25 protein-coding genes and 1 pseudogene are annotated in these 26,127 nt (G+C 69.9%); 14 read left to right on the forward strand and 12 right to left on the reverse strand.

The window, feature by feature from the left end; genetic code table 11:
• Nucleotides 1–20: 20 nt before the first annotated feature.
• From ACH4U7_RS22895 to ACH4U7_RS22935, 9 genes are all read left to right on the forward strand, one after another.
• Complete coding sequence (locus tag ACH4U7_RS22895; protein ID WP_398529696.1) at nucleotides 21–1,001, forward strand: fumarylacetoacetate hydrolase family protein; 981 nt, start codon at nucleotides 21–23, stop codon at nucleotides 999–1,001.
• The gene (locus ACH4U7_RS22900; RefSeq protein ID WP_398529697.1) at nucleotides 998–1,969 is read left to right on the forward strand and encodes a cyclase family protein; all 972 of its coding nucleotides are present in this window, start codon (nucleotides 998–1,000) and stop codon (nucleotides 1,967–1,969) included. The genes ACH4U7_RS22895 and ACH4U7_RS22900 overlap by 4 nt, the downstream gene beginning before the upstream one ends.
• A 172-nt stretch (nucleotides 1,970–2,141) precedes the next feature.
• A complete protein-coding gene (locus ACH4U7_RS22905) occupies nucleotides 2,142–3,278 on the forward strand; it encodes an FAD-dependent oxidoreductase (RefSeq protein WP_398529698.1) in 1,137 nt (378 codons plus the stop codon).
• Nucleotides 3,275–4,300 carry an amidohydrolase family protein gene (locus ACH4U7_RS22910; protein WP_398529699.1) on the forward strand — a complete coding sequence of 342 codons (1,026 nt, stop codon included), beginning with the start codon at nucleotides 3,275–3,277 and terminating at the stop codon, nucleotides 4,298–4,300. Before ACH4U7_RS22905 ends, ACH4U7_RS22910 begins: the two co-directional genes overlap by 4 nt.
• A 14-nt stretch (nucleotides 4,301–4,314) precedes the next feature.
• Complete coding sequence (locus ACH4U7_RS22915; protein WP_398529700.1) at nucleotides 4,315–5,253, forward strand: VOC family protein; 939 nt, start codon at nucleotides 4,315–4,317, stop codon at nucleotides 5,251–5,253.
• A 124-nt stretch (nucleotides 5,254–5,377) separates the two neighbouring features.
• Nucleotides 5,378–6,349: a fumarylacetoacetate hydrolase family protein gene (locus tag ACH4U7_RS22920; protein WP_398529701.1), complete on the forward strand. Its 972-nt coding sequence runs from the start codon at nucleotides 5,378–5,380 to the stop codon at nucleotides 6,347–6,349.
• Nucleotides 6,346–7,122 carry an SDR family oxidoreductase gene (locus ACH4U7_RS22925; RefSeq protein WP_398529702.1) on the forward strand — a complete coding sequence of 259 codons (777 nt, stop codon included), beginning with the start codon at nucleotides 6,346–6,348 and terminating at the stop codon, nucleotides 7,120–7,122. The genes ACH4U7_RS22920 and ACH4U7_RS22925 overlap by 4 nt, the downstream gene beginning before the upstream one ends.
• Before the next feature lie 36 nt (nucleotides 7,123–7,158).
• Nucleotides 7,159–7,914: a CoA transferase subunit A gene (locus ACH4U7_RS22930; RefSeq protein WP_398529703.1), complete on the forward strand. Its 756-nt coding sequence runs from the start codon at nucleotides 7,159–7,161 to the stop codon at nucleotides 7,912–7,914.
• Complete coding sequence (locus ACH4U7_RS22935) at nucleotides 7,911–8,570, forward strand: CoA transferase subunit B (protein WP_398529704.1); 660 nt, start codon at nucleotides 7,911–7,913, stop codon at nucleotides 8,568–8,570. Before ACH4U7_RS22930 ends, ACH4U7_RS22935 begins: the two co-directional genes overlap by 4 nt.
• 101 nt (nucleotides 8,571–8,671) lie before the next feature.
• On the opposite strand, the gene ACH4U7_RS22940 is transcribed toward ACH4U7_RS22935, so the two are convergent.
• The 4 genes from ACH4U7_RS22940 to ACH4U7_RS22955 all read right to left on the reverse strand — a co-directional run bounded on the left by ACH4U7_RS22940 (nucleotide 8,672) and on the right by ACH4U7_RS22955 (nucleotide 11,972).
• Nucleotides 8,672–8,821, reverse strand: a complete 150-nt coding sequence (locus tag ACH4U7_RS22940; protein WP_398529705.1) for a hypothetical protein — start codon at nucleotides 8,819–8,821, stop codon at nucleotides 8,672–8,674.
• 188 nt (nucleotides 8,822–9,009) lie between these two features.
• Nucleotides 9,010–9,861, reverse strand: a complete 852-nt coding sequence (locus ACH4U7_RS22945; protein WP_398529706.1) for an aldo/keto reductase — start codon at nucleotides 9,859–9,861, stop codon at nucleotides 9,010–9,012.
• 38 nt (nucleotides 9,862–9,899) lie between these two features.
• Complete coding sequence (locus tag ACH4U7_RS22950; protein WP_398529707.1) at nucleotides 9,900–10,928, reverse strand: zinc-binding dehydrogenase; 1,029 nt, start codon at nucleotides 10,926–10,928, stop codon at nucleotides 9,900–9,902.
• Nucleotides 10,929–10,994: 66 nt separating this feature from the next.
• Nucleotides 10,995–11,972: an aldo/keto reductase gene (locus tag ACH4U7_RS22955; protein WP_398529708.1), complete on the reverse strand. Its 978-nt coding sequence runs from the start codon at nucleotides 11,970–11,972 to the stop codon at nucleotides 10,995–10,997.
• 217 nt (nucleotides 11,973–12,189) lie between these two features.
• On the opposite strand from ACH4U7_RS22955, the gene ACH4U7_RS22960 reads away from it, so the two are divergent.
• Together ACH4U7_RS22960 and ACH4U7_RS22965 are read left to right on the forward strand one after the other, a co-directional pair.
• Nucleotides 12,190–13,098, forward strand: a complete 909-nt coding sequence (locus ACH4U7_RS22960) for a helix-turn-helix transcriptional regulator (RefSeq protein ID WP_398529709.1) — start codon at nucleotides 12,190–12,192, stop codon at nucleotides 13,096–13,098.
• Nucleotides 13,099–13,620: 522 nt separating this feature from the next.
• Nucleotides 13,621–13,863 (forward strand): annotated as a pseudogene (locus ACH4U7_RS22965) (integrase); the annotation flags it as partial.
• A gap of 8 nt (nucleotides 13,864–13,871) precedes the next feature.
• Here ACH4U7_RS22965 and ACH4U7_RS22970 read toward each other — a convergent pair.
• The 8 genes from ACH4U7_RS22970 to ACH4U7_RS23005 form a co-directional block, all read right to left on the reverse strand.
• Nucleotides 13,872–15,068 (reverse strand): IS110 family transposase, encoded by a 1,197-nt coding sequence (locus ACH4U7_RS22970; protein ID WP_398529818.1) that lies wholly within the window; start codon nucleotides 15,066–15,068, stop codon nucleotides 13,872–13,874.
• 524 nt (nucleotides 15,069–15,592) lie between these two features.
• Nucleotides 15,593–16,186 carry a TetR/AcrR family transcriptional regulator gene (locus ACH4U7_RS22975; RefSeq protein WP_398529710.1) on the reverse strand — a complete coding sequence of 198 codons (594 nt, stop codon included), beginning with the start codon at nucleotides 16,184–16,186 and terminating at the stop codon, nucleotides 15,593–15,595.
• A gap of 32 nt (nucleotides 16,187–16,218) precedes the next feature.
• A complete protein-coding gene (locus ACH4U7_RS22980; protein ID WP_398529711.1) occupies nucleotides 16,219–17,388 on the reverse strand; it encodes a pyridoxal phosphate-dependent aminotransferase in 1,170 nt (389 codons plus the stop codon).
• A gap of 24 nt (nucleotides 17,389–17,412) precedes the next feature.
• Nucleotides 17,413–18,210: an SDR family oxidoreductase gene (locus ACH4U7_RS22985; RefSeq protein WP_398529712.1), complete on the reverse strand. Its 798-nt coding sequence runs from the start codon at nucleotides 18,208–18,210 to the stop codon at nucleotides 17,413–17,415.
• Between the two features lie 53 nt (nucleotides 18,211–18,263).
• A complete protein-coding gene (locus tag ACH4U7_RS22990; RefSeq protein ID WP_398529713.1) occupies nucleotides 18,264–19,268 on the reverse strand; it encodes a biotin-dependent carboxyltransferase family protein in 1,005 nt (334 codons plus the stop codon).
• A complete protein-coding gene (locus ACH4U7_RS22995) occupies nucleotides 19,265–20,002 on the reverse strand; it encodes an allophanate hydrolase subunit 1 (protein WP_398529714.1) in 738 nt (245 codons plus the stop codon). The genes ACH4U7_RS22990 and ACH4U7_RS22995 overlap by 4 nt, the downstream gene beginning before the upstream one ends.
• 19 nt (nucleotides 20,003–20,021) lie before the next feature.
• Nucleotides 20,022–20,831, reverse strand: a complete 810-nt coding sequence (locus tag ACH4U7_RS23000; RefSeq protein WP_398529715.1) for a LamB/YcsF family protein — start codon at nucleotides 20,829–20,831, stop codon at nucleotides 20,022–20,024.
• Between the two features lie 30 nt (nucleotides 20,832–20,861).
• Nucleotides 20,862–22,238: an MFS transporter gene (locus tag ACH4U7_RS23005; protein ID WP_398529716.1), complete on the reverse strand. Its 1,377-nt coding sequence runs from the start codon at nucleotides 22,236–22,238 to the stop codon at nucleotides 20,862–20,864.
• A 574-nt stretch (nucleotides 22,239–22,812) separates the two neighbouring features.
• Between ACH4U7_RS23005 and ACH4U7_RS23010 the strand changes: the two genes are divergently transcribed.
• From ACH4U7_RS23010 to gndA, 3 genes are all read left to right on the forward strand, one after another.
• Complete coding sequence (locus ACH4U7_RS23010) at nucleotides 22,813–23,451, forward strand: RraA family protein (RefSeq protein ID WP_398529717.1); 639 nt, start codon at nucleotides 22,813–22,815, stop codon at nucleotides 23,449–23,451.
• A complete protein-coding gene (locus ACH4U7_RS23015) occupies nucleotides 23,448–24,515 on the forward strand; it encodes a D-2-hydroxyacid dehydrogenase (protein WP_398529718.1) in 1,068 nt (355 codons plus the stop codon). The genes ACH4U7_RS23010 and ACH4U7_RS23015 overlap by 4 nt, the downstream gene beginning before the upstream one ends.
• A gap of 98 nt (nucleotides 24,516–24,613) precedes the next feature.
• Entirely contained in the window at nucleotides 24,614–26,065 is a 1,452-nt protein-coding gene (gene gndA / locus ACH4U7_RS23020) for an NADP-dependent phosphogluconate dehydrogenase (RefSeq protein WP_398529719.1), read from the forward strand.
• Nucleotides 26,066–26,127: the final 62 nt, after the last annotated feature.

The following is a 26,127-nucleotide window of genomic DNA, read 5'->3' on the forward strand; positions in this document are numbered from 1 at the left end:
CCCCAGCAGGAGGAAATCTGATGGCAACGCTCGCGCAACCTGCCGGCCCGTTCGCGCTCGGCACGGTCTCCGCTCCGGACGGGGAGCCGTTCCCCGGCCTCTTGGTCAAGGGTCGGATACTTGACCTGAGCAGAGCCCTGGACTGGGCGCCGTCCGGCGTGCGGGCCGTACTGGAGCGGTGGGAGGAGACCCTCCCCGTCCTGCGCGCCCTCGCGGACGACTACGCCCTCGACTGGCGACCGCTGGAGGGCCTGCGGGTGCACGCCCCGATCGAGCCGCGCCAGATCTTCCAGTCCGGTGCCAACTACCGGCAGCATGTGATCGACCTCGAGGTAGCACACCGCTCCCCAGACGACCCGCGCACCGTCGAGGAGGCACGCGCGGAGATCGCCGCGGTCATGGACCGCCGGGCCACCGAGGACCTGCCGTACGTGTTCATCGGCCTGCCCAGCACCATCGCGGGCCCGTACGACGACGTCGTGCTCCCTTCCTGGGCGAAGAAGCCGGACTGGGAGCTGGAGCTGGCGGCCGTGATCGCCAAGCCCGCCCACCGGGTCTCCGTCGAAGAGGCCCCGCAGTACGTCGCCGGCTACACGATCGCCAACGACCTCACCGATCGCGCCACCGTCTTCCGCCGGGACATGAAGGCCATCGGCACCGACTGGCTGCGCAGCAAGAACGCCCCCGGCTTCACCCCGCTCGGGCCCTGGATCGTCCCTGCCGAGTCCATCGCCGACCCGGGTGACCTGCGGGTCACACTGAAGCTGAACGGCGAGACCATGCAGGACGAGTCCACCAAGGACATGCTCTTCGGCATCGCTCGGCTGGTGTCGTACATCTCCCAGACCTCCCGGCTCCTGCCCGGCGACCTGGTGCTGACCGGCAGCCCGGCCGGCAACGGCATCCACTGGGGGCGGCTGCTGCGCGACGGCGACGTCATGGAGGGTTCGATCTCCGCTCTGGGTGTGCAGCGCACCCGCTGTGTGGAGGAGAAGCCGTGAGCCTGGACCGCCACGACCCGGAAGGCGCGATCGCCGAAGCCGCCACGGTGTACTCCAACTGGGGGCGCTGGGGCGAGGACGACGTGCTCGGCACGCTGAACTTCCTCGACGAGGCCAAGCGGCGCGAAGGCGCGGCGCTCGTGCGCCGGGGGGTCAGCTTCTCGCTCTCCCAGGCCTTCGACATGAACGGCCCGCAGAAGGGCTGGCGCCGGCGGACCAACCCCGTGCACACCATGCTCGACACCGGCACCGACGCCGCCCTCGGCAACCAGGGCTTCCCGCACGGCATCGGCGGCGCGGACGACGTGATCGCGATGCCGTTGCAGTGCTCCACCCAGTGGGACGGCCTCGGGCACATCTTCGACCACGGCAAGGCCTGGAACGGACGCGACGCGGAGAAGGTCGTCACCTCCGACGGCGACCTCGTCACCGGCATCGAGCACATGGCCCGGTACGTGGCCGGGCGCGGGGTGCTGCTCGACGTCGCCCGGGTCATCGGTGACGACGACGGTGAACCGGAACTGCCGGACGGTTTCGCGATCTCCGCGGAGCACCTGACCGGGACCGCGGAGGCCCACGGTGTGAGCGTCGGACGCGGCGACATCGTCCTCGTCCGCACCGGACACCTCACCCGCGCCCGACGCGACGGCTGGGGCGACTACGCGGGCGGGCCGGCTCCCGGCCTGTCGTTCACCAGCGCCGACTGGCTGCACGCTACCGAGATCGCCGCGATCGCCACCGACACCTGGGGGTTCGAGGTGCGGCCGAACGAGTTCGAGAACGCCTTTCAGCCACTGCACCAGATCGTCATTCCCAACATGGGCCTGCTGATCGGCGAGATGTGGGACCTCGACGCCCTCGCCGCGGACTGCGCGGCTGACGGCGTGTACGAGTTCTGGCTGACCGCCGCGCCCCTGCCCATCACCGGAGCCGTCGGCTCGCCGGTCAACCCCATCGCCGTCAAATAGCCTGCGCAGCTGCCGGATGTGCGCTTCCCCGGACGGCAGCGGCGCGTCCGGCCCACACCTCTCCACCCGCTCCACCTGGTGACCGTCACACACCTGGCCCGCACTCGCGGCGGGCGAGCCGCACCCTCGCCGCCCGAAAACGCGCGGCCCAACCCCGGGAGGTATCCCCGACATGGCCGACAGCCTGACCCGTTCCGTCCTCGTCGTCGGCGGAGGCACCTCCGGAAACGCCCTGACCGTCCTGTTGCGCCGGGCCGGGATCGCCGTCGATCTCGTCGAGGCGAGCCCCGACTGGAAGGCTTCCGCCGGCTCCGGCATCACCCTTCAGGGCAACGCCCTGCGCGTGCTGCGCGAGGTCGGAGTCCTCGAAGGCATCGAGAAAGCCGGATACGCCGCCGACGGCGTCGCCATCCTCGCCCCCGACGGCACCGTGCTGCACGCCCATGACGAACTCCGCACCGGGGGCGACGACCTGCCCGCCCACATGGGCATGCAGCGGCCCCAGCTCCAGCAGCTCCTCATCGGCCAGGTGCGGGCCTCGGGCGCCGGCATCCGTCTCGGCACCACGGTCACCGCCCTCCAGCAGGACGGCGAAGGCGTGGAGGTCGCCTTCTCGGACGGCACGAGCCGCCGCTACGACCTGGTGGCCGGCGCCGACGGGCTGGGCTCCGCCACCCGCTCCATGATCGGCATCACCGACAAGCCCGAACCCACCGGCATGGGCATCTGGCGCGCCCCCGCTCCCCGCCCGGCCGGTGTCCGCCGCACCGAGATGATCTACGGCGGCCGCTGTTTCATCGCCGGGTACTGCCCGACCAGCGAGGACACGGTCTACACCTACCTCGTCGAAAAGGCCCGCGACCGGGCCTCGCTGAACCCGGACGCGTACGCCGACGAGATGCGGAGGCTCAGCGAAGGCTACGGCGGCGCGTGGAAGGAGCTGCGCACCGCGTTCACCGACCCGAAGGCCGTCAACTACACCTGGTTCGACCGGCACCTGGTGGAGGGCCCGTGGCACCGCGGCCGGGTCGTGCTCGTCGGGGACGCCGCCCACGCCTGCCCGCCCACCCTCGCCCAGGGCGCCGCGATGGCCCTGGAGGACGTCCAGGTCCTCACCGAGTTGCTGACCGGTCGGGACGACTGGGACGACCGGCTCCTCACCGAGTACCACGCCCGGCGGCTGCCCCGCGTACGCATGGTCGTCGACGCCTCCGTGCGGCTCGGCCAGTGGCTGCTCGACGGCGTGCGCGACGCGGACGTACCCGGGCTGATGGGCCGCACCATGAACGCGCTGAAGGAACTCCCGTGACCGAGCCCCTGTCGACACCGACGATCGACGTCCATGCCCACCTCCTGCTCCCCGAGGTCGAGGAGGCCGTCGCCGGTCACCCCGGACTCGCCGAGGCCCGGAACCTCGACGCCCTCCGCAACGGCCCGGCGGCCCTCGCGGTGAACGGTCCCATGGTCGGCGAGCGGATGCCACGGCTGATGGACGTCGCCGTGCGTCTGGCGGCCATGGCTGCGGCCGGTGTGGACATGCAGGTGGTGAGCCCCTCACCGGGCCACTACCACTACTGGGCCGAGCACCAACTGGCCGAGAGAGTCTGCCGGCTGGCCAACGAGGGCACGGCCGCACACTGCGCCAAGGCCCCCGACCGACTGCACGGCCTCGGCCTGATCCCCCTCCAGCACCCCGACCTCGCGGTCGCTCTGCTCGACCACGCACTCGGCCAGGGACTGAGGGGCGTGGAGATCTCCTCGCATGCGCCGGGGCCGGGCGGCACACGGGAGGTGGAACTCTCCGACCCGCGGCTCGCCGCCTTCTGGGCGCGCGCGGAGGAGACCGGCGCCCTGGTCTTCCTGCACCCGTTCGGCTGCACACTCGACGAGCGCCTGGACCAGTGGTACCTGTCCAACACCGTCGGCCAGCCCACCGAGAACGCCGTCGCCCTCTCCCACCTGATCTTCTCCGGCCTGCTGGACCGCCATCCGGGCCTGAAGCTGATCGCGGCGCACGGCGGCGGCTACCTGCCCACCCACATCGGCCGCTCCGACCACGCCTGGCGCACCCGCCCCGACACCCGGGGCTGCGCCCGGGAACCGAGCAGCTACCTGAAGCAGCTGTACTTCGACTCCCTCGTCCACGACCCGCACGTGCTGCGGGAGCTGGTCCGCACCGTCGGCGCAGACCGGGTGCTGCTGGGCTCCGACTTCCCCTTCGACATGGGCACCGACGACCCGCTGGGCGCGCTGCGCGCCGCGGGCCTGCCCGACACCGACTTTGACGCCGTGCGCGGCGGAAACACCACCGCGCTGCTCAACCTCGCCTGAAAAGGACTCCCCCCATGGCCAACCGCCTGCTCACCCACCTGCGCCACGTCGACCTGGCCGTGCCCGACTACGACAAACAACTCGACTTCTACGCCGGCGTCTGGGGCCTGACCAAGGTCACCGAGGACTCCGGCATCTCCTTCCTCGCCGCCGAGGGCAGCCCCGAGCAGTACGTCGTGCGGCTGCGGAAGGCTGACGAGAAGCGCCTCGACCTGGTCTCCTACGGGGCTGGCAGCCCGGTCGACGTCGACACCCTCGCCGAGCAACTCCTGGCCGCAGGAGTCCAGTTGATCTCCCCGCCGGGCAAGGTGGACACACCCGGTGGCGGCTACGGCTTCCGCTTCTTCGACATCGACGGCCGCACCATCGAGGTCTCCGCCGCCGTCGAGGCCCGCCGCCACCGCCGGATCGAGGAGAAGGAGTCGATCCCGGTCCGCCTGTCACACGTGGTCCTCAACTCCCCGGACCTCAACAGGACCCGTGAGTGGTACGAGACCCACCTCGGCTTCCGCCTCTCCGACACCCTCAGCTCGCCGCACATGGGCGAGGTCATGCACTTCATGCGGATCAGCAACCAGCACCACTCCATGGCCATCGCGCAGGGCCCGCACACCGCCCTGCACCATGTCTCCTTCGAGATGCGCGGCCTGGACGAGTACATGCGCGGTTCCGGCCGCGTGATGCGGGCCGGTTTCCGCAAGATCTGGGGCCCGGGCCGGCACATGGCGGGCGACAACACCTTCACATACTTCCTGGACCCGCACGGCAACACGATCGAGTACACCACCGAGCTGGAGGAGCTGGACGAAGACACCTGGCACCCCCACGTCTACGACTTCTCAAAGCCCGAGGTCACCGACCAGTGGGGCACCGCGAATCCCATGAACGAGCTGATCGCCAAGGAGTCGTTCAACGACGTCGACCGCGGCGTGTTCGTCGCCCCGCCGGTCTGACCGTCCGACCGGCAAGGCCCCCCATCACCCCCGCGGGCGCGGCAGTCCCCTGGTCATGCCCTGACTGCCCGCCGCGTCCCCGGGCCTCCGTGTCCGCCCGCCCCACGCCGACTGGACCCCTCCCATGCGTTTCGCCACGTACGAGTACCGCAACCAACACCATGTGGCCGTCGTCGCCGAGGACGGCACGCTCCGCTCCCTGCCCGGTGTTCACTCTCTGACCGGACTGCTCACCGAGGGCGGCGGCCTGCCGCAACTACTCGACGCGGGCACCGAGATGGTCGACGCCGTGGCCGGTCCCCACGTCTCCGACGTGCGCCTGCTGCCGCCGCTCCAGCCGCCCACCGTGCGAGACTTCGTCACATTCGAGGAACACGTCGAGGGTGTACGGCGGTCCGTGGACGGCGCCGCCGGTGTGCCGGAGCAGTGGTACAAGGCCCCGACCTTCTACTTCACCAACCCCTACGCCATGTACGGGCCACACGACAACATCCCCGTGCCCATGGGGTCGAGCGTGCTCGACTTCGAACTGGAGGTCGCCGCCGTGATCGGCAAGGAGGGCCGCGACCTCACCCCCGAGCAGGCCCGCGACCACATCGTCGGCTACACCGTCTTCAACGACTGGTCGGCCCGCGACCTGCAGTCCGCCGAGATGAAGGTCGGCCTCGGCCCCTGCAAGGGCAAGGACACCGCCACCACGCTGGGCCCGTACCTGGTCACCGCCGACGAACTGGAGAAGTACCGCGACACGGACGGCTTCCTGCGCCTGGCACTGACCGCCGAGATCAACGGCGAGGTCGTCGGCAGGGACCTGCTGTCCAACATGGGCTGGACCTTCGAGGAGATGGTCGCCTACGCCTCGCGCGGCACCGTCGTCCGTCCCGGCGACGTCCTCGGGTCCGGGACCTGCGGCAACGGCGGCTGCCTCGCCGAGCTGTGGGGCGTACGAGGCAGGCAGGACCCAACGCCGCTGAAGCCTGGCGACATGGTCACGCTCACCGTGGAGGGCATCGGCACGGTCTCCAACACCGTGGTCACCGGCGCCGATTCCGTGCCGGTTCCGTCCGCTCGGCGCCGTACCCGGGAGCGGCCGTGACCGACCCGCGCCCCTGGGGGCACCTCCCGGCCGGACGCTGGGGGAGACTCCTCGGCAAGGTGGTGGTCGTCACTGGCGCGGCCGGCGGCCAGGGCGCCGCGGAGGCCGAGGCACTGACCCGTGAGGGCGCCCGGGTGATCGCCACCGACGTGGCGGAGGCACCCGACTGCCGCCGCCTCGACGTCACCAGCGAGAAGGACTGGGCGGAACTCACCACCGAACTGCGCGAGGCATACGGACAGGTGCACGGCTTGGTCAACAACGCGGGCATCACCTGGCGCGCCCGGATCGACGACGTACGCCCCGATGACATGGCCCGCGTCCACGCGGTCAACGTCACCGGGCCGCTCTTGGGCATCCAGCACCTGGTGCCGCTGATGCGCGCGGGGGCGTCGATCGTGAACGTAGGTTCCTCGGCGGCCCTGACCGCCCACTACCCGGTCGCGTACACAGCGAGCAAGTGGGCGCTGCGCGGCCTGTCGAGGACCGCTGCCATGGAACTGGGGCCCCGAGGCATCCGCGTGAACACCATCCATCCCGGTTTCATCGAGACCGCGATGACCGCCTCCGCCGCTCCCGCGTTCCGCGAGGCGAACGTCCGCGAGGCACCGCTCGGCCGCACAGGAACCGTCGACGACCTCACCCCCCTCGTCACCTTCCTCCTCTCCGACGACGCGTCCTTCATCACCGGAGCCGAGATCCCCGTCGACGGCGGCCTCACCGCACACGGCGGCGCCAAGCCGATCTCGGACGCCCTGCGCCCGGACGCCTGAACCAACAACAACGCACGACAGAAGGGCCCTCCCTCCATGGACAAGGTCTGCGCGAGCGCCGCGGAGGCGGTCGCAGACATCCCCGACGGCGCGTCCCTGGCCGTCGGCGGCTTCGGCCTCAGCGGCATCCCCGACGTTCTCATCCAGGCCCTCCACGCCCAGGGTGCGACAGGCCTGAGCGTCGTGTCGAACAACTGCGGAGTGGACGGACGCGGGCTGGGAGTCCTGCTGGCCGATGGCCGGATCACCCGTGTCACGGGCAGTTATGTGGGCGAGAACAAGGAGTTCGCCCGCCAGTACCTGTCGGGCGAACTGGAGGTGGAACTGGTGCCGCAGGGCACGCTGGCCGAACGGCTACGCGCCGGAGGAGCGGGGATCCCCGCCTTCTACACCCCCGCGGGGGTGGGCACCCAGGTCGCCCGCGGCGGACTGCCCTGGCGCTACGCCGCCGACGGCACGGTCGCCGTGGCCTCCCCGCCCAGGGAGACCCGCGACTTCGCCGACCGCACGTACGTCCTCGAGCACGGCATCACCACCGACTTCGCTCTCGTACGGGCCTGGCGCGGCGACCGCCACGGGAACCTGGTCTTCCGCAAATCCGCCGCCAATTTCAACCCGCTGGCCGCGATGGCCGGCCGGATCACCGTCGCCGAGGTGGCGGAACTCATGGAGCCGGGTGAGCTGCGCCCGGACGAGATCCACCTGCCGGGCGTCTTCGTCCAGCGGGTGGTGGAGCTCACCGGTGACCAGGCCGCCGACAAGCAGATCGAGAAGAGGACCGTACGCGCATGAACACCTCCATCGCCACGCAACTGGGCTGGTCCCGGCACCAGATGGCCGCGCGGGCAGCCGCCGAACTCACCGACGGCTCCTACGTCAACCTCGGCATCGGCCTGCCCACCCTCATCCCCGGCCACCTTCCCCCGGACGTCCATGTGGTCCTGCACTCCGAGAACGGCATCCTGGGCACCGGCCCGTACCCGACCGAGGACGAGGTCGACCCCGACCTGATCAACGCGGGCAAGGAAACCGTCACCGTCCTGCCCGGCGCCTCCTTCTTCGACTCCGCGCTCTCCTTCGGCATGATCCGCGGCGCCCACATCGACACCGCCGTCCTCGGTGCCATGCAGGTCTCCGCCGCCGGCGACCTAGCCAACTGGATGATCCCCGGCAAGATGGTCAAGGGCATGGGCGGCGCGATGGACCTGGTCCACGGCGCCCGCCGCGTTGTCGTCCTGATGGAACACACCGCCAAGGACGGCAGCCCCAAGATCGTCCGGGAGTGCACCCTCCCGCTCACCGGCGAACGGTGCGTCCACCGCATCATCACCGACCTCGGCGTCCTCGACGTCACACCCGAGGGCCTCGCTCTCGTGGAATGCGCGCCGGATGTCACCGCCGAGTACATCGCCGACTGCACCGACGCGCCTCTGATCCGGAAGCCATGAACCATAGACGCGTTGGGCGGGCAGGGACCACGGTCCCTGCCCGCCCAACGTTCTGTGGCCTGTTCTCACCGCCCAGACCGCAGTGGGCAAGGCGGTCCGGCTCAGCCGCAGCCGGCTGCGTGCCGCGTAGCGTCGGCGTCTTGCTCCCGGACGTTGCGTTGGACGGTCGCGCCGTAGCCCGCCGGATAGGGGTCAGCGGCCTCGATCCGATACACGTCGCAGTCGATGAGATCGCGGATCTTGCGGGCCATGACCTCGGTGTTGCTGACCTTCAGCGTGGTGCGATCACCGTAGTAGCAGTTCTCGCCGGGCCGCGAAAAGTACGCGAGCAGCGCCCTGCCCCGCGCTGCCCCGCGCTGTGCCGCTCGCCGCCGGGTTCGGCGACGTCTGCCGCCGGTCAGAGTCTTGCTGATCGTCCGCGGCTGCGGGCGGACGCGGGTCAGGCGTCCAGGCGGCGCTTGGCGAGCCAGGTGACGATCTCGGGGTCGTGGTGGTCGAAGAACAGAGAGCTGCCGGTGTCGAGGGTGGCGATCTGGGCCATCTGCTCGTCGGTGAGCTGGAAGCCGAAGACGTCGATGTTCTCCGCCATGCGCTCGGCGCGCACGGACTTGGGGATGGCGATGACGCCGCGCTGGGTGAGCCAGCGCAGCACGACCTGCGCGACCGATTTTCCGTACTCCTTGCCGATCTCGGCCAGCAGCGGGTTGGTGAACAGGTCGTTCTTGCCTTCGGCGAAGCCGCCCCAGGACTGTATCTGCACGCCGTGCTCGCGCATGAGGTCCTGGTAGTCGGCGCGCTGGAAGAAGGGGTGGGTCTCGATCTGGTTGACCGCCGGGGTGATCTCGTTGTTGACGATCAGGTCGATCAGCCGGTCGGGGTAGAAGTTGGCGACGCCGATTGCCTTGGCCGAGCCCTCGCGGTTGAGCGCCTCCATGGCGCGCCACTGACTGTAGACGTCGCCGAAGGGCTGGTGCATCAGGTACAGGTCGAGGTAATCCAGGCCCAGCTTGGTCAGCGACGTCTCGAACGCGCGCTTGGTGTTGTCCTCGGCGGGGGCGTCCTGGACCCACAGCTTGGTGGTGACGAACAGGTCCTCGCGGGCGATGCCGCTGGACTTGATGGCGCGGCCGACGGCTTCTTCATTGCCGTAGGCGGCGGCGGTGTCCAGTAGGCGGTAGCCGGCGGCCAGTGCCTCGGAGACAGCGCGTTCGGTGTCCTCGGCGGGGATCTGGTAGACGCCGAAGCCGAGGAGCGGCATCTCGACGCCGTTGTTGAGGGTGACGATCTGCATGAGCGGAGTGTCCTTCGCTGTGCGGGTGGGAGGGGAGGTCAGGGGCGGATGAGGGCCTTGAGGACCTGGCGGTCGGCCATGGCCCGGTAGGCGTCCGGTGTCCGGTCGAGGGAGAAGTTCTCGTCGAAGACACGACCGGGGGTGATGGTGCCGTCCAGGACCTCGGGCAGCAGCTGCTCGATGTAGGCGCGTGCGGGGCTGGCGCCGCCGGTCAGGGTGATATTGCGCATAAACGCGGCCGGGCCGATCGGACCCTCCTGGTACTGCGGGACGCCCAGACGGCTGATGGTGCCGCCATCCAGGACGGCACCGAGCGCGGTGTCCAGGGCCGGACGGGTGCCCACGGCCTCGATCACCTTGTCCACGCCGCCGGTCAGCTCGCGGATGCGGGCGATACCCTCCTCGCCGCGCTCGGCGACCACGTCAGTAGCACCGAACTCGCGGCCCAGGCCGGTGCGCGCCTCGTGGCGGCCGGCGAGCACGATCCGCTCGGCACCCAGCCGCTTGGCGGCGATCACCGCACACAGGCCGACCGCGCCGTCGCCGACGACGAGCACCGCGTCCCCGCGGCCGACGCCGGCGGTGACCGCGCCGTGGTGGCCGGTGGTCATCACGTCCGACAGCGCCAGCAGAGACGGGAGCAGCGCGGAGTCGGCGGCCACCGGCAACTTGACCAGGGTGCCGGTCGCGTACGGGACGCGGACGGCTTCGCCCTGTCCGCCGTCGACGCCGTCGAAGCCGTACCGGCCGCCGTTGCGGCACGAGATGTGCAGGCCCTTGGCGCAGTAGTCGCAGGTGTTGTCGCTGTAGGTGAACGGGGCGACGACCACGTCCCCCGCCCTCAGGCTGGTCACGTCCTGGCCGGTCTCCTCGACGACACCGAGGAACTCGTGCCCCATGGGGCGGCCGGTGTTGGTGGCGGGCATCGACTGGTAGGGCCACAGGTCGCTGCCGCACACGCACGCGGCCAGCGTGCGCACCACGGCGTCGGTCGGCTGGACGATCTTCGGGTTGGGCCGGTCCTCGACGCGGACGTCACCGGCTCCGTACATCACTGCTGCACGCATGAAAGGTGTTACTCCAAACGAGAGGCGGGGTGGCGCCACAACAAGCGCGGCGTGCCGGGGGCAGGATCAGCGTTCGAGCATCTGCGCCTGGGCCTCGGTGTGGGTGTCGCCGGCGGCGGCCGGCAGGCTGCTGAGCTTGTGAAGCTGCTCGCTGGTCAGCGTGACGGCGTCGGCGGCTGTGTTCTCCTCGACCCGGCTGACGCGCTTGGTGCCGGGGATCGGGGCGATGTCGTCGCCCTGGGCGAGCAGCCAGGCCAGCGCGACCTGTGCGGGCGTGGCGCCGACCTCGGCGGCCAGTGCCTTGACCTCGTCGGCGAGCGCGAGGTTGCGCTGGAAGTTCTCGCCGGTGAAGCGGGGGTTGTCGCGCCGGAAGTCGTCCTCGTCGAACTGGTCGGTGGAGCGGACGGTGCCGGTCAGGAAGCCGCGGCCCAGCGGGGAGAAGGGCACGAGGCCGATGTTCAGCTCCCGCAGGACGGGCAGGACGCGCTCCTCGATGCCGCGGGTCCACAGGGAGTACTCCGACTGCACCGCGGTGACCGGCTGGACGGCGTGGGCGCGGCGGATCGTGTCCGGACCGGCCTCGGAGAGGCCGAAGGCGCGGACCTTGCCCTCGGTGATCAGCTCTTTGACGGCGCCGGCGGTCTCCTCGATCGGCGTGTTCGGGTCCACCCGGTGCTGGTAGTACAGGTCGATGTGGTCGGTGCCCAGCCGCTTCAGGGAGCCCTCGACCGCAGTGCGGATGTTGGCCGGGCTGGAGTCCAGGTTCCACGCGCCGTCGCCGCCGTGCGAGATCAAGCCGAACTTGGTGGCCAGCACCACCTGGTCCCGGCGCCCCTTCAGCGCCCGGCCCAGCAGCTCCTCGTTGGTGTAGGGGCCGTAGATCTCGGCGGTGTCGATGAGCGTGACGCCCAGTTCCAGCGCCCGGTGCACGGTCCTGATCGACTCCGCGTCGTCGGTGCCTGAGCCGGTGTAGCCGTGGGACATGCCCATCGCACCCAGGCCGATCCGGGAAACCTCCAGGTCACGCAGTTTGATATACCGCATCTCGCCCTCTTCCGATCCATGGTGTTGCCCGGTCTCTCGCTCTCGCCCGGCCCGGCAGGTCGTGCCGGTTGGAGCCCGGGCGGCGGCGAGGGACCGGCGTCTTCCTCATTCACCTTCGCCCGGATTGCTCTGGTGTGGCAGGGCGGGCTCTTCGGGGGTAATGACAGGGCCCCCTTCCTGCCTGCGGGGCGGGTGCCCGACGGGTGAGACTGGAGTCATGGCATCCGAGAGCGCGACCAGCGAGGGCGCCGAGCTGGGCCGCTACCTGCGCGCCCGCCGCACCCAGACCAGCCCCGAACACGTCGGCCTCACCGTCGGCGCCGGTATCCGCCGTACCCCCGGGTTGCGCCGCGAGGAACTGGCCACCCTCGCCGGCATCAGCATCGACTACTACGTGCGCCTGGAGCGCGGCAAGGAGACCCGTCCCAGCCCCGCCGTCCTCGACTCGCTCGCCCGTGCCCTGCACATGGACGACCAAGAGCACCAGCATCTGCGTGAGCTCGCCGCCCGCGCCGCCCGCTACGCCCCGGAGCCGCCGCCCGCGCCCAGCCGCACCGTGCGCCCGCATCTCAAGCTGCTGCTGGAGTCACTGCGCCCGAACCCGGCGTACGTCATCAGCCGAAGCATGGACATGCTCGCCTGGAACCCCGGCGGCCTCGCCCTCTACGCGGGCCTGGACGACTGGCCGGCCATCCACCGCAACCTGGCCCGCTACCTCTTCCTGCACCCGGCGGCCCGTGACCTGTTCGCCGACTGGGACCGGCAGATCACGGCGTGCGTCGCCCGCCTGCGGGCCATCGCCGGCACCGCACCCGACGCACCCGACCTCACCAACCTCGTCGGCGAGCTGCTTCTGAAAAGTCCCGAGTTCGCGGGCCTGTGGGAACGCTACGAGGTGACCGGCCGCAAACCCGCCCACAAGACGTTCCAGCACCCCCAGGTCGGCACGGTCACCCTCACCTCGCAGTCACTGCACGTCGAAGGCACCCCCGGCCAACGCATCGGCGTCTATACCGCCGAACTCGGAACCCCTGATCACGATGCCCTACTTCTGCTCAACATGACCGCGCCTGCCTCGCCCGGCGTCAGCTCTACACAGCGAAACGCAGTACGCCGACAGAGCTGAGCACCTCACGCTGACTCCCTCCTGAACCGGCATACCTGGGAGACGCCGGTCGATGCCGGCGCTTGGCGCGTGCGGGAACGATCTGGGGGTGCGGCTTTCGCCTTTCGCCGAATGTTCAGGTCCGGCACGCCCGTGCATGGGACTGGCTGCTGTTCCGGGGCCGCGTTGGTCTCCTTGGGCCGGTGGTTCTGGGTGCGCAGGTAGTCGCGTTCGGCGCGGACGCGCGGGCCCACGCGGTCTCGGGCCCCTTTGGGGCTCGGTTATTCATCGCTGCTGGTCAAACGCCCCACTCGGCGTGCAGAGAGCTGCGACCATGGTGGGATGATCGTGTCGCTTCTGTACCAGGTGACTCGACGCCCTCCCGTTCGCCGTCCCGGCGGTGCTTCTGCGGCGTGACATCTCGAAGGAGGCCGAACTTCTCGTCCTGCGCCATGAAAACGCAGTGCTACGACGCCAACTGCAAGGGCAGTACGGTACGAACCCGCGGACCGCCCACCGTCAGGACCGCCCCGCGGTCCCCCGCGGATGAACGCGCACTGCGAGAGAGTCATCGGGACGCTGCGGCGTGAACTCCTCGATCACGTCGCCCTGCGCGAGTACGAGGCCTTCTACAACGAACCCCGCCCGCACCGGGCGCTGAAAGACGCCGCCCCATGCCGCCCACTCCCCACACCCATCACCCAACAAGCCCAACTCACCCACCTGGAAGTCCACAGACGAGACCGGCTCGGCGGAACGCTCCACCAGTACCAGCACGCTTCCTAATGCTGTTGTCAAGCGGCTGTAGTCACCGGAGGTGTGACTTGGTAGCACCGTCGGTCACGGATGAGGGCCCAGATGACGTTGATGCGTCGGCGGGCGAGGGCGAGCACAGCCTGGACGTGCTTCTTGCCCTCGGCGCGTTTGCGATCGTAGAACTTCCGCGAGTTGGGGTCGCAGCGGACGCTGACCAGCGCGGAGGTGTAGAAGACACGCTGGAGTCTTCGGTGGTAGGTGATCGGCCGGTGGAGGTTGCCGCTGACCTTGCCCGAGTCCCGAGGGGCGGGGGCGACGCCGGCGAAGGCGGCCAGGGCGTCCGGGGAGTCGAACTCGTCCAGGTCGCCGCCGACCGCGGCGAGGAATTCGGCACCGAGGGTCGCCCCAATGCCGGGGACGCTCAGGATGATGTGGGCGAGCTCGTGCTCGCGAAACCGGCCCTCGATGAGCTTGTCCATCTCGACGATCTGCTCGTTGAGGGCCATCACCTCCTCGGCCAGGGTGTGGACCAGCTTCGCGACGGTCTTCTCCCCGGGGACAGCGGTGTGCTGGCGCTCGGCGGCCTCGACGGCCGCTTCGGCCAGGGATCTCGCGTTGCGGACCTTGCGGTTGGCCAGCCATGTGGTCAGCCGGGTGACCCCAATCCGGCGGATCGCGGCTGGGGTCTGGTAACCCGTCAGCAGCTTGAGCGGGCCGGTGTTCGTCACGTCCAGAGCCCGTTCCAGGGCCGGGAACATGCTCAGCAGGGTGCCGCGCAGGCGGTTGACCACGCGGGTGCGGTCCTCGACCAGGTCGGACCGGCGTCCGGTCAGCAGCTTGAGTTCGACGGCGGCCTCGTCGCCGGGGCGGATGGGCCGCAGGTCGCGGCGCATCCTGGCCTGGTCGGCGATGACGTAGGCGTCGCGGGCGTCGGTCTTGCCCTCACCGCGGTAGCCGTCGCAGGCCCGGTTCACCAGGCGGCCGGGCATGTAGAGGACTTCCTGGCCGTGGCTGACCAGCAAGGCCAGCAACAGCGCGGGCTCCCCGCCGGTCATGTCGATGGCCCAGGTGACCTCGCAGCCGTCGGCCAGGTCCAGGACGTCGCCGATCAGCTTCAGCAACTCGGGCTCGTCGTTGGCAACCCGCCGCGACAGCAGCGTCTTGCCGTCGGTGTCCAGGGCGAGCCCGTGATGGTGGCCCTTGCCGCTGTCGATCCCCGCCCATATCCGGCTCATCATGCTCCTGGCGTGCGTGTTCGTTCTGTTCGTACCACGGACGACCTCGCCGGCATTGCTCTACTCAGCGACTTGTTCGCACTTCCTAATCGGCGGCCGAGTCGTCGTGGGGTGCCGGGCGGCGAAGCTTGCTCAGCCACGAGACGGCAGCCGCCTGATAGCCACACCCAGCACCCCTGGGTGACCCAACCCTACGAATGGCTCGATCAACCCGATCAAGAAGGTAGAGCCGCCTGAGCTGCGCAGATGATTTATCGACACCCGCAATGCTCCCGCACGCCGATCCGAGGGTCCCTCCAGGCCCTGGAGCGCTCCGGACTGGTGCAGATCCGTCCCAAACGCGGCGGTGCTCGGCCAGAACGCCGCCCGCGACCACGTGCTCGTCCAGGTCAAGGAGTTCAGCCACCTGATGCGGACGTGGCGGCAGGTGACGGAGCCGACGCACAGCGCCAGGTGAACCGGCCGCCTCGTCATCGTGATGCCGCCGCCGAGCCCGGTCAGTACCGGCACACGGGACCCGAAGATCAGCTGCCGTTCGGGCTCACAGAGCCCACCGTGGACCAGCCGATCAGGGCGCCGCGCAGTGCGGCCACGAGGCGGGTGGCGGCCTCGTCCTCGGTGCGTCCGCTCTTGATGAGGTCGAGGATGTCCCGGGGGTCGAACAGCGCGTTCCACAGGTAGAGGGCTTCGTCGCCGAGGTCTCCGAGGCCGAGTTCGTCGGCGGTCTGGCGCAGTGGCTCGGCGAGCGCTTCGGCCTGCGGGGTGAGGTAGCCGGTTCCTTCGCGCAGCCGCTCCAGGTAGCCGCGGTGCGAGCGCATCTGCGCCATCGCGCCGCCGTGTTCGAGGACGAGAGACACCCAGTACCGCGACACCGCCTCGAGTTTCGCCATGCCCCGGGTGGTCTGTCGGGCGCTGAAGTCCCGCAGCTCGGAGCCGACTTGGCGGCGGAAGGCGTGCAGGACCTCCTCGACCGAGGAGAAGTGGCGGTAGGCCGTCGCGGTGGAGACCTCTGCTTGTTTGGCGATCTCGGCGAGGCTGACGGGCGTCGGCGAGTTCGCGAACAGCCGCGCGGCTGCCTCGATGAGGTGCCTGCGGTTGCGCTCGGTGTCACTGCGCATGGGGCGACTCCTCGTTGGGTATGGGACGGCGTTCATCGCAGCGCCGAGAGGCCGTCGGCCAGTCGACGGACGCCCTCGGTGATGGACTGCGCGCTGGCAGCGTACGACAGTCGCAGGTGCCCCTCGCCCTGGGCGCCGAACTCACTGCCGGGCCGGACGGCGACGCCATGCGCGCGCAGTGCCGCGACGATCTCCACGGAGGGCAGATCGAGGTCGTAGCGCGGGAACTGGTAGAAGGCTCCTTCCGGTGCGCTGAGGGTGAGGCCGGGGATCGTGACCAGTTCCCTGCGCATGATCTCGCCGCGCTGCTCGTACGCGGCGCGCATCCGGGCGACGTCTTCGTCGCAGTTGTTCACCGCGGCGAGCGCGGCGTCCTGGATGAAGGTGTTGACGGAGCCGTTGAAGGTGTTGTGGATGCGCGCGGACGCCTGGATGAGCGGTGCCGGCCCCCAGAGGTAGCCGACGCGCCAGCCGGTCATCGCATAGCTCTTGGAGAAGGTCTGGCAGTAGACGGTCCGCTCGCGCAGGCCGTCGATGGAGATCGCCGAGGTGAAGGGGCGTCCGGTGTAGTCGAGGTCGGCGTATGCCTCGTCGGAGATGACGAGGGTGGGCGTGGCATCGAGCAGGTCGGCGAGCGCGGCGAGTTCCTCGCGACTGTGCACGATGCCGGTCGGGTTGACGGGGTTGCAGAAGACGAAGAGCTTGGCGCCGGTGAGGGCGTCGGCGAGCCGGTCGAGGTCCCAGTGCAGGTCCGGCGCGAGCGGCACGGGGACGACGGTGCCTCCGGCCATGGCGACCAAGTCGCCGTAGAGGGAGTAGGTGGGGTCGGGGACGACCACCTTGTCGCCGGGGTTGACGATGCCGAGGATCGAGGCGGCGAGCCCGGCGGTGCCGCCCTGGGTGATGAGGATGTCGGCGGCGGACACCGGCGCCCCGGCGGTGGCGGCGAGCTTCGCGGCGAGCGCCTCGCGCAGGGTCGGTTCGCCCAGCAGCGGTGAGTAATGGGTACGTCCGGCGCGCAGCGAGGCGTGGGCCGCCTCGGTCACCTGCTGGGGTGTGTCGAAGTCGGGTTCGCCCATCGCGAGGGAGACGAGGTCGCCCCGGGACTGCGGCTGCTGTGTCCGGCGGGAGGCAGCCGTGATGCGGGCGACGGCGTCGGCGGTGTCGTACAGGGGCGGCTGCGTGGTGATGGTGGGTGGCATGCGTTCCTCCTGGTTGCGGGGTGGTCAGGCCTGCGGTGCGGCGCCGGCGGGCGCGCCCGCCCAGCGGCTGATCTCAAGGTCGGCGGAGGTGTCGCGCTGCCGGGTGGGGGCGACGACGATCTCCTGGAGGACGACGCGCTGGGGAAGGGCGACGGCCAGGCGGATGGCCTCGGCGACGTCCTCGGGTTGCACCATGTCGGCGCGCTCCTCCGGCGCCGGGGGCCGGGCGCGGTTGTCGAGGATGGGGGTGTCCGCCTCGCCCGGCAGCACAGTGATGGCCCGCAGCCCCTGGTTGCGGAAGGTGTTGTGCAGGAAGGTCATGAAGTTGCGGACGCCGGCCTTGGCCGCGCCGTACGCGGCGCCGCCGAGCAGGTTGGGGTTGACCGCGGCGAGCGAGGAGACGGTGACGATGGTCCCGGTGCCGCGGTCGAGCATGTCGGGAAGCACGGCCTGGGTGAGCTGGAAGACCGCGGTGAGGTTGACGTCGAGGACTTGGCGCCACTCATCATGTGGGAGCCACTGCGGGTTGAGCACCGATGAGGCGCTGCCCGCGTTGTTGACCAGGACGTCGACCGGGCCGAGTTCGGCTCGCACGCGGTCGAGGACGCGTGTCACGTCGTCCGCGCGGGTGATGTCCGCGGCGAGGGCGAGGGCGGTCCCTCCCTCGGCGCGGATCGTGGCGGCGACGGTGTCGAGCGTCTGCTGTCTGCGGCCGAGCAGTACGACGGCGGCGCCGTCCCGGGCGAGCAGCCGTGCGGTCTCCCGTCCCATCCCGCTGCCGGCTCCTGTGATGAGCGCTGTCGTGCCGGGCGGTGTTGCCACCGTTCCTCCTCCATGACCGATGTGAGATTCACGCACCAAATGAGAATAGATTCTCAATTCATGTGATGCAAGGGTTCCGTGAAGCCCAGAGCGCCGAACGCCTCGGCAGCCGCGTACCCGAGCGCACGGACCTCGGCTTCACGGCGCGCGAAGCGACGGAGCGACGTCTCGCGGTCGATCCAGCGGAACCGGAGCCGGCGACCCGGTCCGGCCTGTCCGAGCAGCGGCAGGGATGCCCGTGAGGCGACACCGACGATGGGATAGCCCGCGGTCAGGCTCCGGTAGCGGCCGAGGACGATCAGCTCGTCGGCGTGCGGGATCTGCAGCGCTCCGATGGGCACGCCGTGGGACACGATCTCGGTGTCCGTGTCCGGGTGCAGCACCGGTCCGTCGAGCCGTAGCCCGACGTGGTTGGAGCGCGGGGTGACGACGTAGGTCGCCTCCTCGATCACCTCGCGGATGCCGGGGATCGCCTGAACGCCGTGAGCGGCGACGGCATCGACGACCCAGGGACCGTCATCGAAACGCGGGACGGGGACGGGCAGCCGGAACAGCGGTGGCTCGAACAGCCGGTGCGGAAACCCCCGGAACTCCGTCTCCAGCAGTACACGAGAACCCGGGGTGACGGCCTGCCCGAATCCCATCCGGGCGTCCGGGGCGGCGCTGCCCAGAAGGGTCGGCATGCTCAGCGTTCCGTTCACGGCCAGATAGGTGCGCGTCCCCTGGTTCATGTCCCCGCGCACCCGGACCTCATGGCCCGCCGGCACGACCAGCGGCGACCACCCGTCGGCGGGGGAACCCGCGACGGTGACCTGGGCGGGTGCGCCGGTCACGGCGAGCAGGACGTCGGCGTCGGGCACGAGGGCCAGCTCACCTCCGAGGTTCTCGATCAGGGCCGCGCCCCGGGGGTTGCCCACGAGGAGATTCGCGACGGCCGCCGAGTGCTGGTCGGCCGCGCCGCCGGTGGGCACCCCGCGCCGTTCCGTATCGCGGCGGCCGAGGTCCTGGAACGTGGTGATCCATCCGGCGCTGGTGATGTCGAGCGCCACGGTCTTCATACGGCCTCCTCCGTCGGCAGCAGGAAGCCGGCGTCCAGCGCCGACGCCTCGTCCCGCGTGACGGGGACGAAGCGCACGATGTCGCCGGTGCCGAACGAGACGGGGTCCGGGCGGGAGATGTCGACGATGGTGTGTGGGGTACGCCCGATCACCCGCCAGCCGGTCGGGCCGGGGAACGGCTGGATGATCGCGTTGGTCTCGGCGATCATGATTGCTCCGGGGGCGACATCCGTCCGTGGTTCGGCACGCCGGCGCACCGGTCTTGGCACCTTGAGCCCGTCCATCATCGGGGCCATGGCCGCACCGAGCAGGGCGATCGTGAAGGTGGACTCCGCGATCGCCCCGACCACCTCGGCGGGGGCCATGCCCAGTTCTTCGGCGACGGACGCCATATCGGGGCCGCTGTCGTCGTCGAAGACGACGGGGATGGCGAACGTCCGCACCGCCCGCCGTCGGGCCGGGCCGTCCGCGGGCGACGGCGCCCACCGCGCCACCAGACGAGCCGCGTACTCCACGTGCTCGAGAGCGGTCTGCACCGGGTCGAACTCGATGAGCAGGGATTCGAGACCGGAGACGACGTCGAGCACGCCGTGCGGGCGGTGCGCCAGGAACCGGTCGCGGAAGGCGACGATCCCGGCCCTTCGGATGGCCTGGTCGGCGTGGGGGATGGTCACCATCACCGCCGAGTCCCCGAAGGGCTCGACGGTGATGGCGCCGTACTGTGCTGTGGTCATCTCCTGGTGCACTCGGTCCTCAGCCGGCGGCGAGCGCGACCTGCGCCTTCTCCGCCAGGACCTCGCGCAGGCCGGCGACGCGGATGTCCGCGGCGTCGAGCGCGGTGCGCAGCGCGGTGCCATTCGCGAGGACGGTCGGGTGGTCGCCGTGCAGGAGCAGGACATCGGCGTCGTGGCCGAGCGGGACCACGTTGCCGTTGACCGAGCGGACGGTGCCCTCCCGTACGACCTGCGCGGAGCGCTCGCCGATCAGCTCGGGGTCGTAGATCAGGCCGCCCTCATGGGATCGCGGGACGGGCATGCCGTCGTCGCCGTAGCCCCGGTCGGCCAGGAACACATAGCCGACCTCCAGACCGCGCTTGCGCGCCTCCTCGGCGAGCAGACCGCGCTGGCAGATCACGATGTAGTCGGTGTTGTACGCGGCGATCGCGTCGGTGATGGCCCGGGCGTGCTTGGCATCGGTCTGCGCGATCGACCCCATGCGGCCGTGCGGGGCGACGTGGCTGATGGTGCCGCCGTGCACCCGCGCGAAGGCGTCGAGCGCGCCGAGCTGGTAGAGGACGTCGGTGCGGATCTCCTCCTCGGTCGCCTCGATGAGCCGGCGGCCGAAGCCGACCAGGTCGGGGTAGCCGGGGTGGGCCCCCAGTTCGATACCGCGCTCGACGCAGTCGGCGACGGTCCGGTCCATGATGCGCGGGTCACCGGCGTGGAAGCCGCAGGCGATGTTCGACGAGGTGACGAGGGTGAGCAGAGCGCCGTCGTCGCCGATCGTGTAGTTGCCGAAGCTCTCGCCGAGGTCGGCGACGACGGCTACGGAGTTGATTCCCATGGTGTCTCTCCCGGTGTGGGGGTGGATGGTTCAGCTGGCTGCGAGGGGTTCGCCCTTGGTCTCGCGCAGGAAGGCGACCGTGACCAGGGTGATCAGGGCGGTGATGATGGAGGCGAAAGCCGGGATGAGGTTGGAACCGGTCGACTTGATCAGCTCGGTCATCACCAGCGGCGCACTGCCGCCGAAGATGACCGTCGAGACGCTGAACCCGATGCTGTAAGCGGAGTAGCGCACACTGGTCGGGAACATCTCGGCGAGCATGGTGTGCACGACGGCGGCGTGCCCGGAGAAGGCGATCGCAAGGACGATGGTGCCGATACAGGCCAGCCCGAACTCCCCGGTCGTGATGAGCTTGAACATCGGGTACGAGACGGCCGCCATGGCGATGGCGGAGCCTGCGAGCACGGGCTTGCGGCCGATCCGGTCCGACAGCCGCGCCATGAGCGGAATGCAGATCGCGATGGCGACCAGGCTGAACGAGGTGACCGTGAGCGCCCTCAGCATCGAGAAGTTGTGCGCGCCGAGCGAGGTCTTCAGATAGGTCGGCATGTAGACGAACAGCAGGTAGTAGCCGGGGCCGTTGAGCGCGGGCAGGAAGATCGTGAGGACGATCGCCTTCAGGTGGCGCCGGGAGGTGAAGGCGTCCCTCAGCGGATTGCGCGCGACGGTCTTCTGCTCGCGCAACGCCTTGAAGTGCGGGGTCTCCTCCAGCTGGCGGCGGATGTAGAAGCCGACGTAGCCCAGCGGGACGGCAAGCAGGAACGGAACCCGCCACGCCCAGGAAGTCATCGAGGCGTCGCCGAGGGTCGTGATGAGGACGGCGGAGAAGGCGCTGCCGAACATCAGGGCGACGAAGGAGCCGACGGCGATGAAGCTCATCATGTAGTTGCGGCGGGCAGCGGGCGCGTATTCACCGACGAAGGACATGGCGCCGGCCACCTCACCGCCCGCGGAGAAGCCCTGCAGCACCCGGAGGAGTACGAGAAGGGCGGGCGCCGCGACACCGATGACGCCATGGGACGGTATGAGGCCGATGGCCGCGGTCGCGGCGGAGATCAGCACCAGAAGGGTGGCGAGAAGACCCTTGCGGCCGAGTTTGTCCCCGAGGTAACCGCAGATCACGCTGCCGAACGGGCGGGCGATGAAGCTGATCAGGAAGCCGACGTTGGTGAGGAAGAGATTTCCGGCGTCGGCCTCGCCCATGATGTTGATCGCGAGATAGGTGACGAGCAGGCCGTAGATCCCGTAGTCGTACCACTCGACGAAGGAACCCACGGCACCCGCGATGGTGGCCTTGCGGACGACCTTGCCGTTGGCGGAGACGACGTCGACCGCTGCCGCGCCGGGCGTCTCCGATGATGCCTCGTGACGGTCTGCCGGAATGTCGAGCCGATCTGACGTTGCCATACGCGTTCACTTTCGGTGTCGCGGACTCCGGGGACGGTGTCCTGAGGATCATGCGCTGAACGTGACCGCTGCCGACGATCGCGCCTGCGCCGAGGTGCACCCATGCGTGGTGGGTCCCAAGGGGCAGGCGGTGATGGCGTCTCAGGGGAGTTGTGCGGCTTTGGTGCTGTGGCCGGGAGGAGACGTCACGGTAGAAGGCCGTAGAACAGCGCCAGAGCCAAGTTGCGACTTGAATCGCGAATGAGAATAGGTTCGCATTCCAGGGTGGTCAAGGACGCACGTTGGCCTCAAGTCAACCTCCGACTCCCTTCACGGTTCCGCCTTGGACTGTGGCCGCGCGGCGGCACACCGGGCGTCGGCGCGACCTCGCCGTCACCTCTTGCGCTGGGCTCCGGATGGATGGACACTGACTCACACCAAAACGCGAAAACTTTCGCACTTTCTGGATGGGAAGGCGCGGGACCACCCGCGTACCCGGCCGCCTCACCCAGGGGCTCCGGCAGTCCACGTGCCGTCGGCCCCAGTCCGCTCCGCCTCTTGCTCCCCACACCCACACCACCCGAAGGAACCCGCGATGACCCAGGACAATGTGCGCGTGAACCCCGCGTGGAAACGCGTCGACGAGCATGTGCTCGCGCGGTTCCGCACCCACTCCGTGGCCAACCTCGGCGACGCCCTCGACCGGCTGAACATCGTCGACGGAGGTATCGCCCCCATCTGGAGCGGGGCCAAGGCTGTCGGCACGGCACTCCCGGTCCTCACCGTCGCGGGCGACAACAAGGCCGTGATCGCGGCGCTCGAACACATCCGCCCCGGCGACCTCCTCGTCATCAACGCCTTCGGCTACAACGGCCGCGCCGTCATCGGCGACAACCTCGCCCAGCGATTCGCCGTACACGGTGCGGTCGGCGCGGTCGTCGACGGATATGTACGCGACGCCGCGATCATCGAACAACTCCGCGTCCCGGTCTTCGCCCGCGGGCTGACTCCCGCCGGACCCTTCAAGAACGGCCCGGGCACCATCGGAGAACCCGTCGCCATCGGCGGCGTCGTGGTGAACCCGGGCGACATCGTCGCCGCCGACGGGGACGGCGTCATCGTCATCCCGCCGCACCGCGCCGACGAAGCGCTGAGGGCCGTGGAGGAGATCGTCGCCCGCGAGGCCGCGCTCGACGCCGAGGTCGAGGCGCTGCGCGCCAAGGCCTCGCGATGACCGGCCGGGACCAGGTGGCGGGCCGCCTGCGCGTGGCCGTCGCCGCACCGCTGTCCGAGGAGAACCGCGCGCACATCCAGAAACTGGAACCGCGCATCGACCTCGTCGTCGACCCCTCCCTCCTCCCTCCGATGCGCTGGCCCGCCGACTTCGCCGGCGACCCGAACTGGCAGCGCACCCCCTACCAGCAGCGCGTCTACGAGGCCGCGATCGACTCGGCCGACGCCCTGTACGGCATCCCCGACGTGAACCCGGCCGCCCTGGCGCGCGCCGTCCGGGCCAACCCCCGCCTGCGCTGGGTGCACACCATGGCCGCGGGCGGAGGCAACCAGGTCAAGGCCGCCGAGCTGAACGCCGAAGAACTCCACCGGGTCCTCTTCACCACCTCGGCCGGAGTGCACGGACGCCCACTCGCCGAGTTCGCCGTCTTCGGCGTGCTCGCGGGAGCCAAGGACCTGCCCCGCCTGAACCGCCAGCAGCGCGAACACGAATGGAGCGGCCGCTGGACGATGGGGCAGGTGAACCAACAGACCGTTCTCGTACTCGGGCTCGGCGGGATCGGCCGCGCCGTCGCCGCGGCCCTCCACGCACTGGGCGCGAAGGTCATCGGCACCAGCAGAAGGGACGTCGCTGTCGCCGGGGTCTCCGCCGTAGTACACCCCTCCCGTATCACCGAGGTAGCCCCCACCGTGGACGCCGTCGTGAACACGCTCCCCGGTACCGAGGCCACGGAACACCTCATCGGCAAACGGTTCTTGAACGCCCTCCGGCCCGGCGCCTGCCTCGTCAACGTCGGCCGCGGCAGCGTCGTCGACGAGACCGCCCTCATCGACGCGCTCGCCTCCGGCCGGGTCGGCTTCGCCGCGCTGGACGTCTTCGAGTCGGAGCCGCTGCCGGCCGACAGCCCGCTGTGGGACCACGACCGCGTGCTGGTGAGCCCGCACACCGCCGCGCTCGACACGGCAGAGGACCGCCTCATCGCCGAACTCTTCGCCGCCAACGCCACCCGGCTCCTCGACGGACACGGCCTGGTCAACCGCGTGAACACCGTCGAGTTCTACTGACCAGGGCGAGGGCCACGCACACACACCCCACATCACCGCCGCCCCGGCCACAGCGTCAGAATGACACCCGGCGCACCCACCGATCGAAAGAGGTCCAGATGAACACCAGCGCAACGGCCAACATCGGCGTCGTCGGGCTGGCCGTGATGGGATCGAACCTGGCGCGCAACCTCGCCTCCCGCGAAGGCAACACGGTCGCCGTCCACAACCGCACCCACGCCCGCACGGAGGAACTCCTCACCGAGCATCCCGAGGCGGGATTCATCGCCGGCGAGTCGATCGACGACTTCGTCGCGTCGCTGGCCAGGCCACGCACCGCGATCATCATGGTGCAGGCCGGGGCGGGCACGGACGCCGTCATCGACCAACTCGTCGAGCGCTTCGAGCCCGGCGACATCATCGTCGACGGCGGCAACGCGAACTTCCACGACACCATCGCCCGCGAGAAGAGGCTCGCCCCCACCGGCATCCACTTCGTCGGTGTCGGCATCTCCGGTGGCGAGGAAGGCGCCCTCAAGGGCCCCTCGATCATGCCGGGCGGCTCGGAAGAGTCCTACCGGACCCTCGGGCCGATTCTCGCGTCCATCGCCGCGGTCGCCGAGGGCGAGCCCTGCGTCACACACGTCGGCACCGACGGCGCCGGCCACTTCGTCAAGATGATCCACAATGGCATCGAGTACGCCGATATGCAGCTGATCGGCGAGGCGTACGACCTGCTGCGAACGGTCGGCGGTCTCCAGCCGCACGCCGTCGCCGACATCTTCGCCGAATGGAACAAGGGGCCGCTCGAGTCCTATCTCATCGAGATCACCGCCGAGGTCCTGCGCCAGGTGGACCCCGGCACCGGCAAGCCGTTCGTGGACATCGTGCTGGACCAGGCGGGTTCCAAGGGCACCGGCGTGTGGACCGTGCAGAACGCCCTCGACCTCGGCGTCCCCGTAGGCGGCATCGCCGAGGCGGTGTTCGCCCGTGCCGTCTCCGCCAAGCCGGCGCAGCGCGCGGCAGTGCGGCAGCTGGTCACCCGCCCGGAGGTACAGAAGGTCGATTCCGCCGCCTTCGCGGAGGACCTCGCCAAGGCCCTCTACGCCTCGAAGGTCGTCGCCTACGCGCAGGGTTTCGACGCCATCATCGCCGGCGCGCAGAAGTACGGCTGGAACGTTCACAAGGACCAGATCGCCAAGATCTGGCGTGGCGGCTGCATCATCCGTGCGCGTTTCCTCAACCGCATCGCCGAGGCGTACACCGAGAACCCGGACATCACCACGCTCCTCGAGGCGCCCTACTTCGCACGGGCCGTTGTCGAGGGGGAGGCCGCCTGGCGTCGTATCGTCGCCACCGCCGCCCTCTCCGGCGTACCGGTTCCGGGCTTCGGCTCCGCGCTCAGCTACTACGATTCGCTGGCCGCCGACCGGCTCCCCGCCGCGCTCATCCAAGGCCAGCGCGACTTCTTCGGCGCCCACACCTACCGACGGATCGACAAGGAGGGCACCTTCCACACGCTCTGGTCCGGCGACCGTACCGAGGTCGAGGTCGAGGGCTCCGCCCACTGATTCCGCCCTGCGCGGACATACGAAGCGTTCGGCCGTGCAGGTCGAAGTGGAGGAGGGGCGGG

This window comes from Streptomyces sp. NPDC020845 (assembly GCF_044334165.1).
GTDB lineage: Bacteria > Actinomycetota > Actinomycetes > Streptomycetales > Streptomycetaceae > Streptomyces.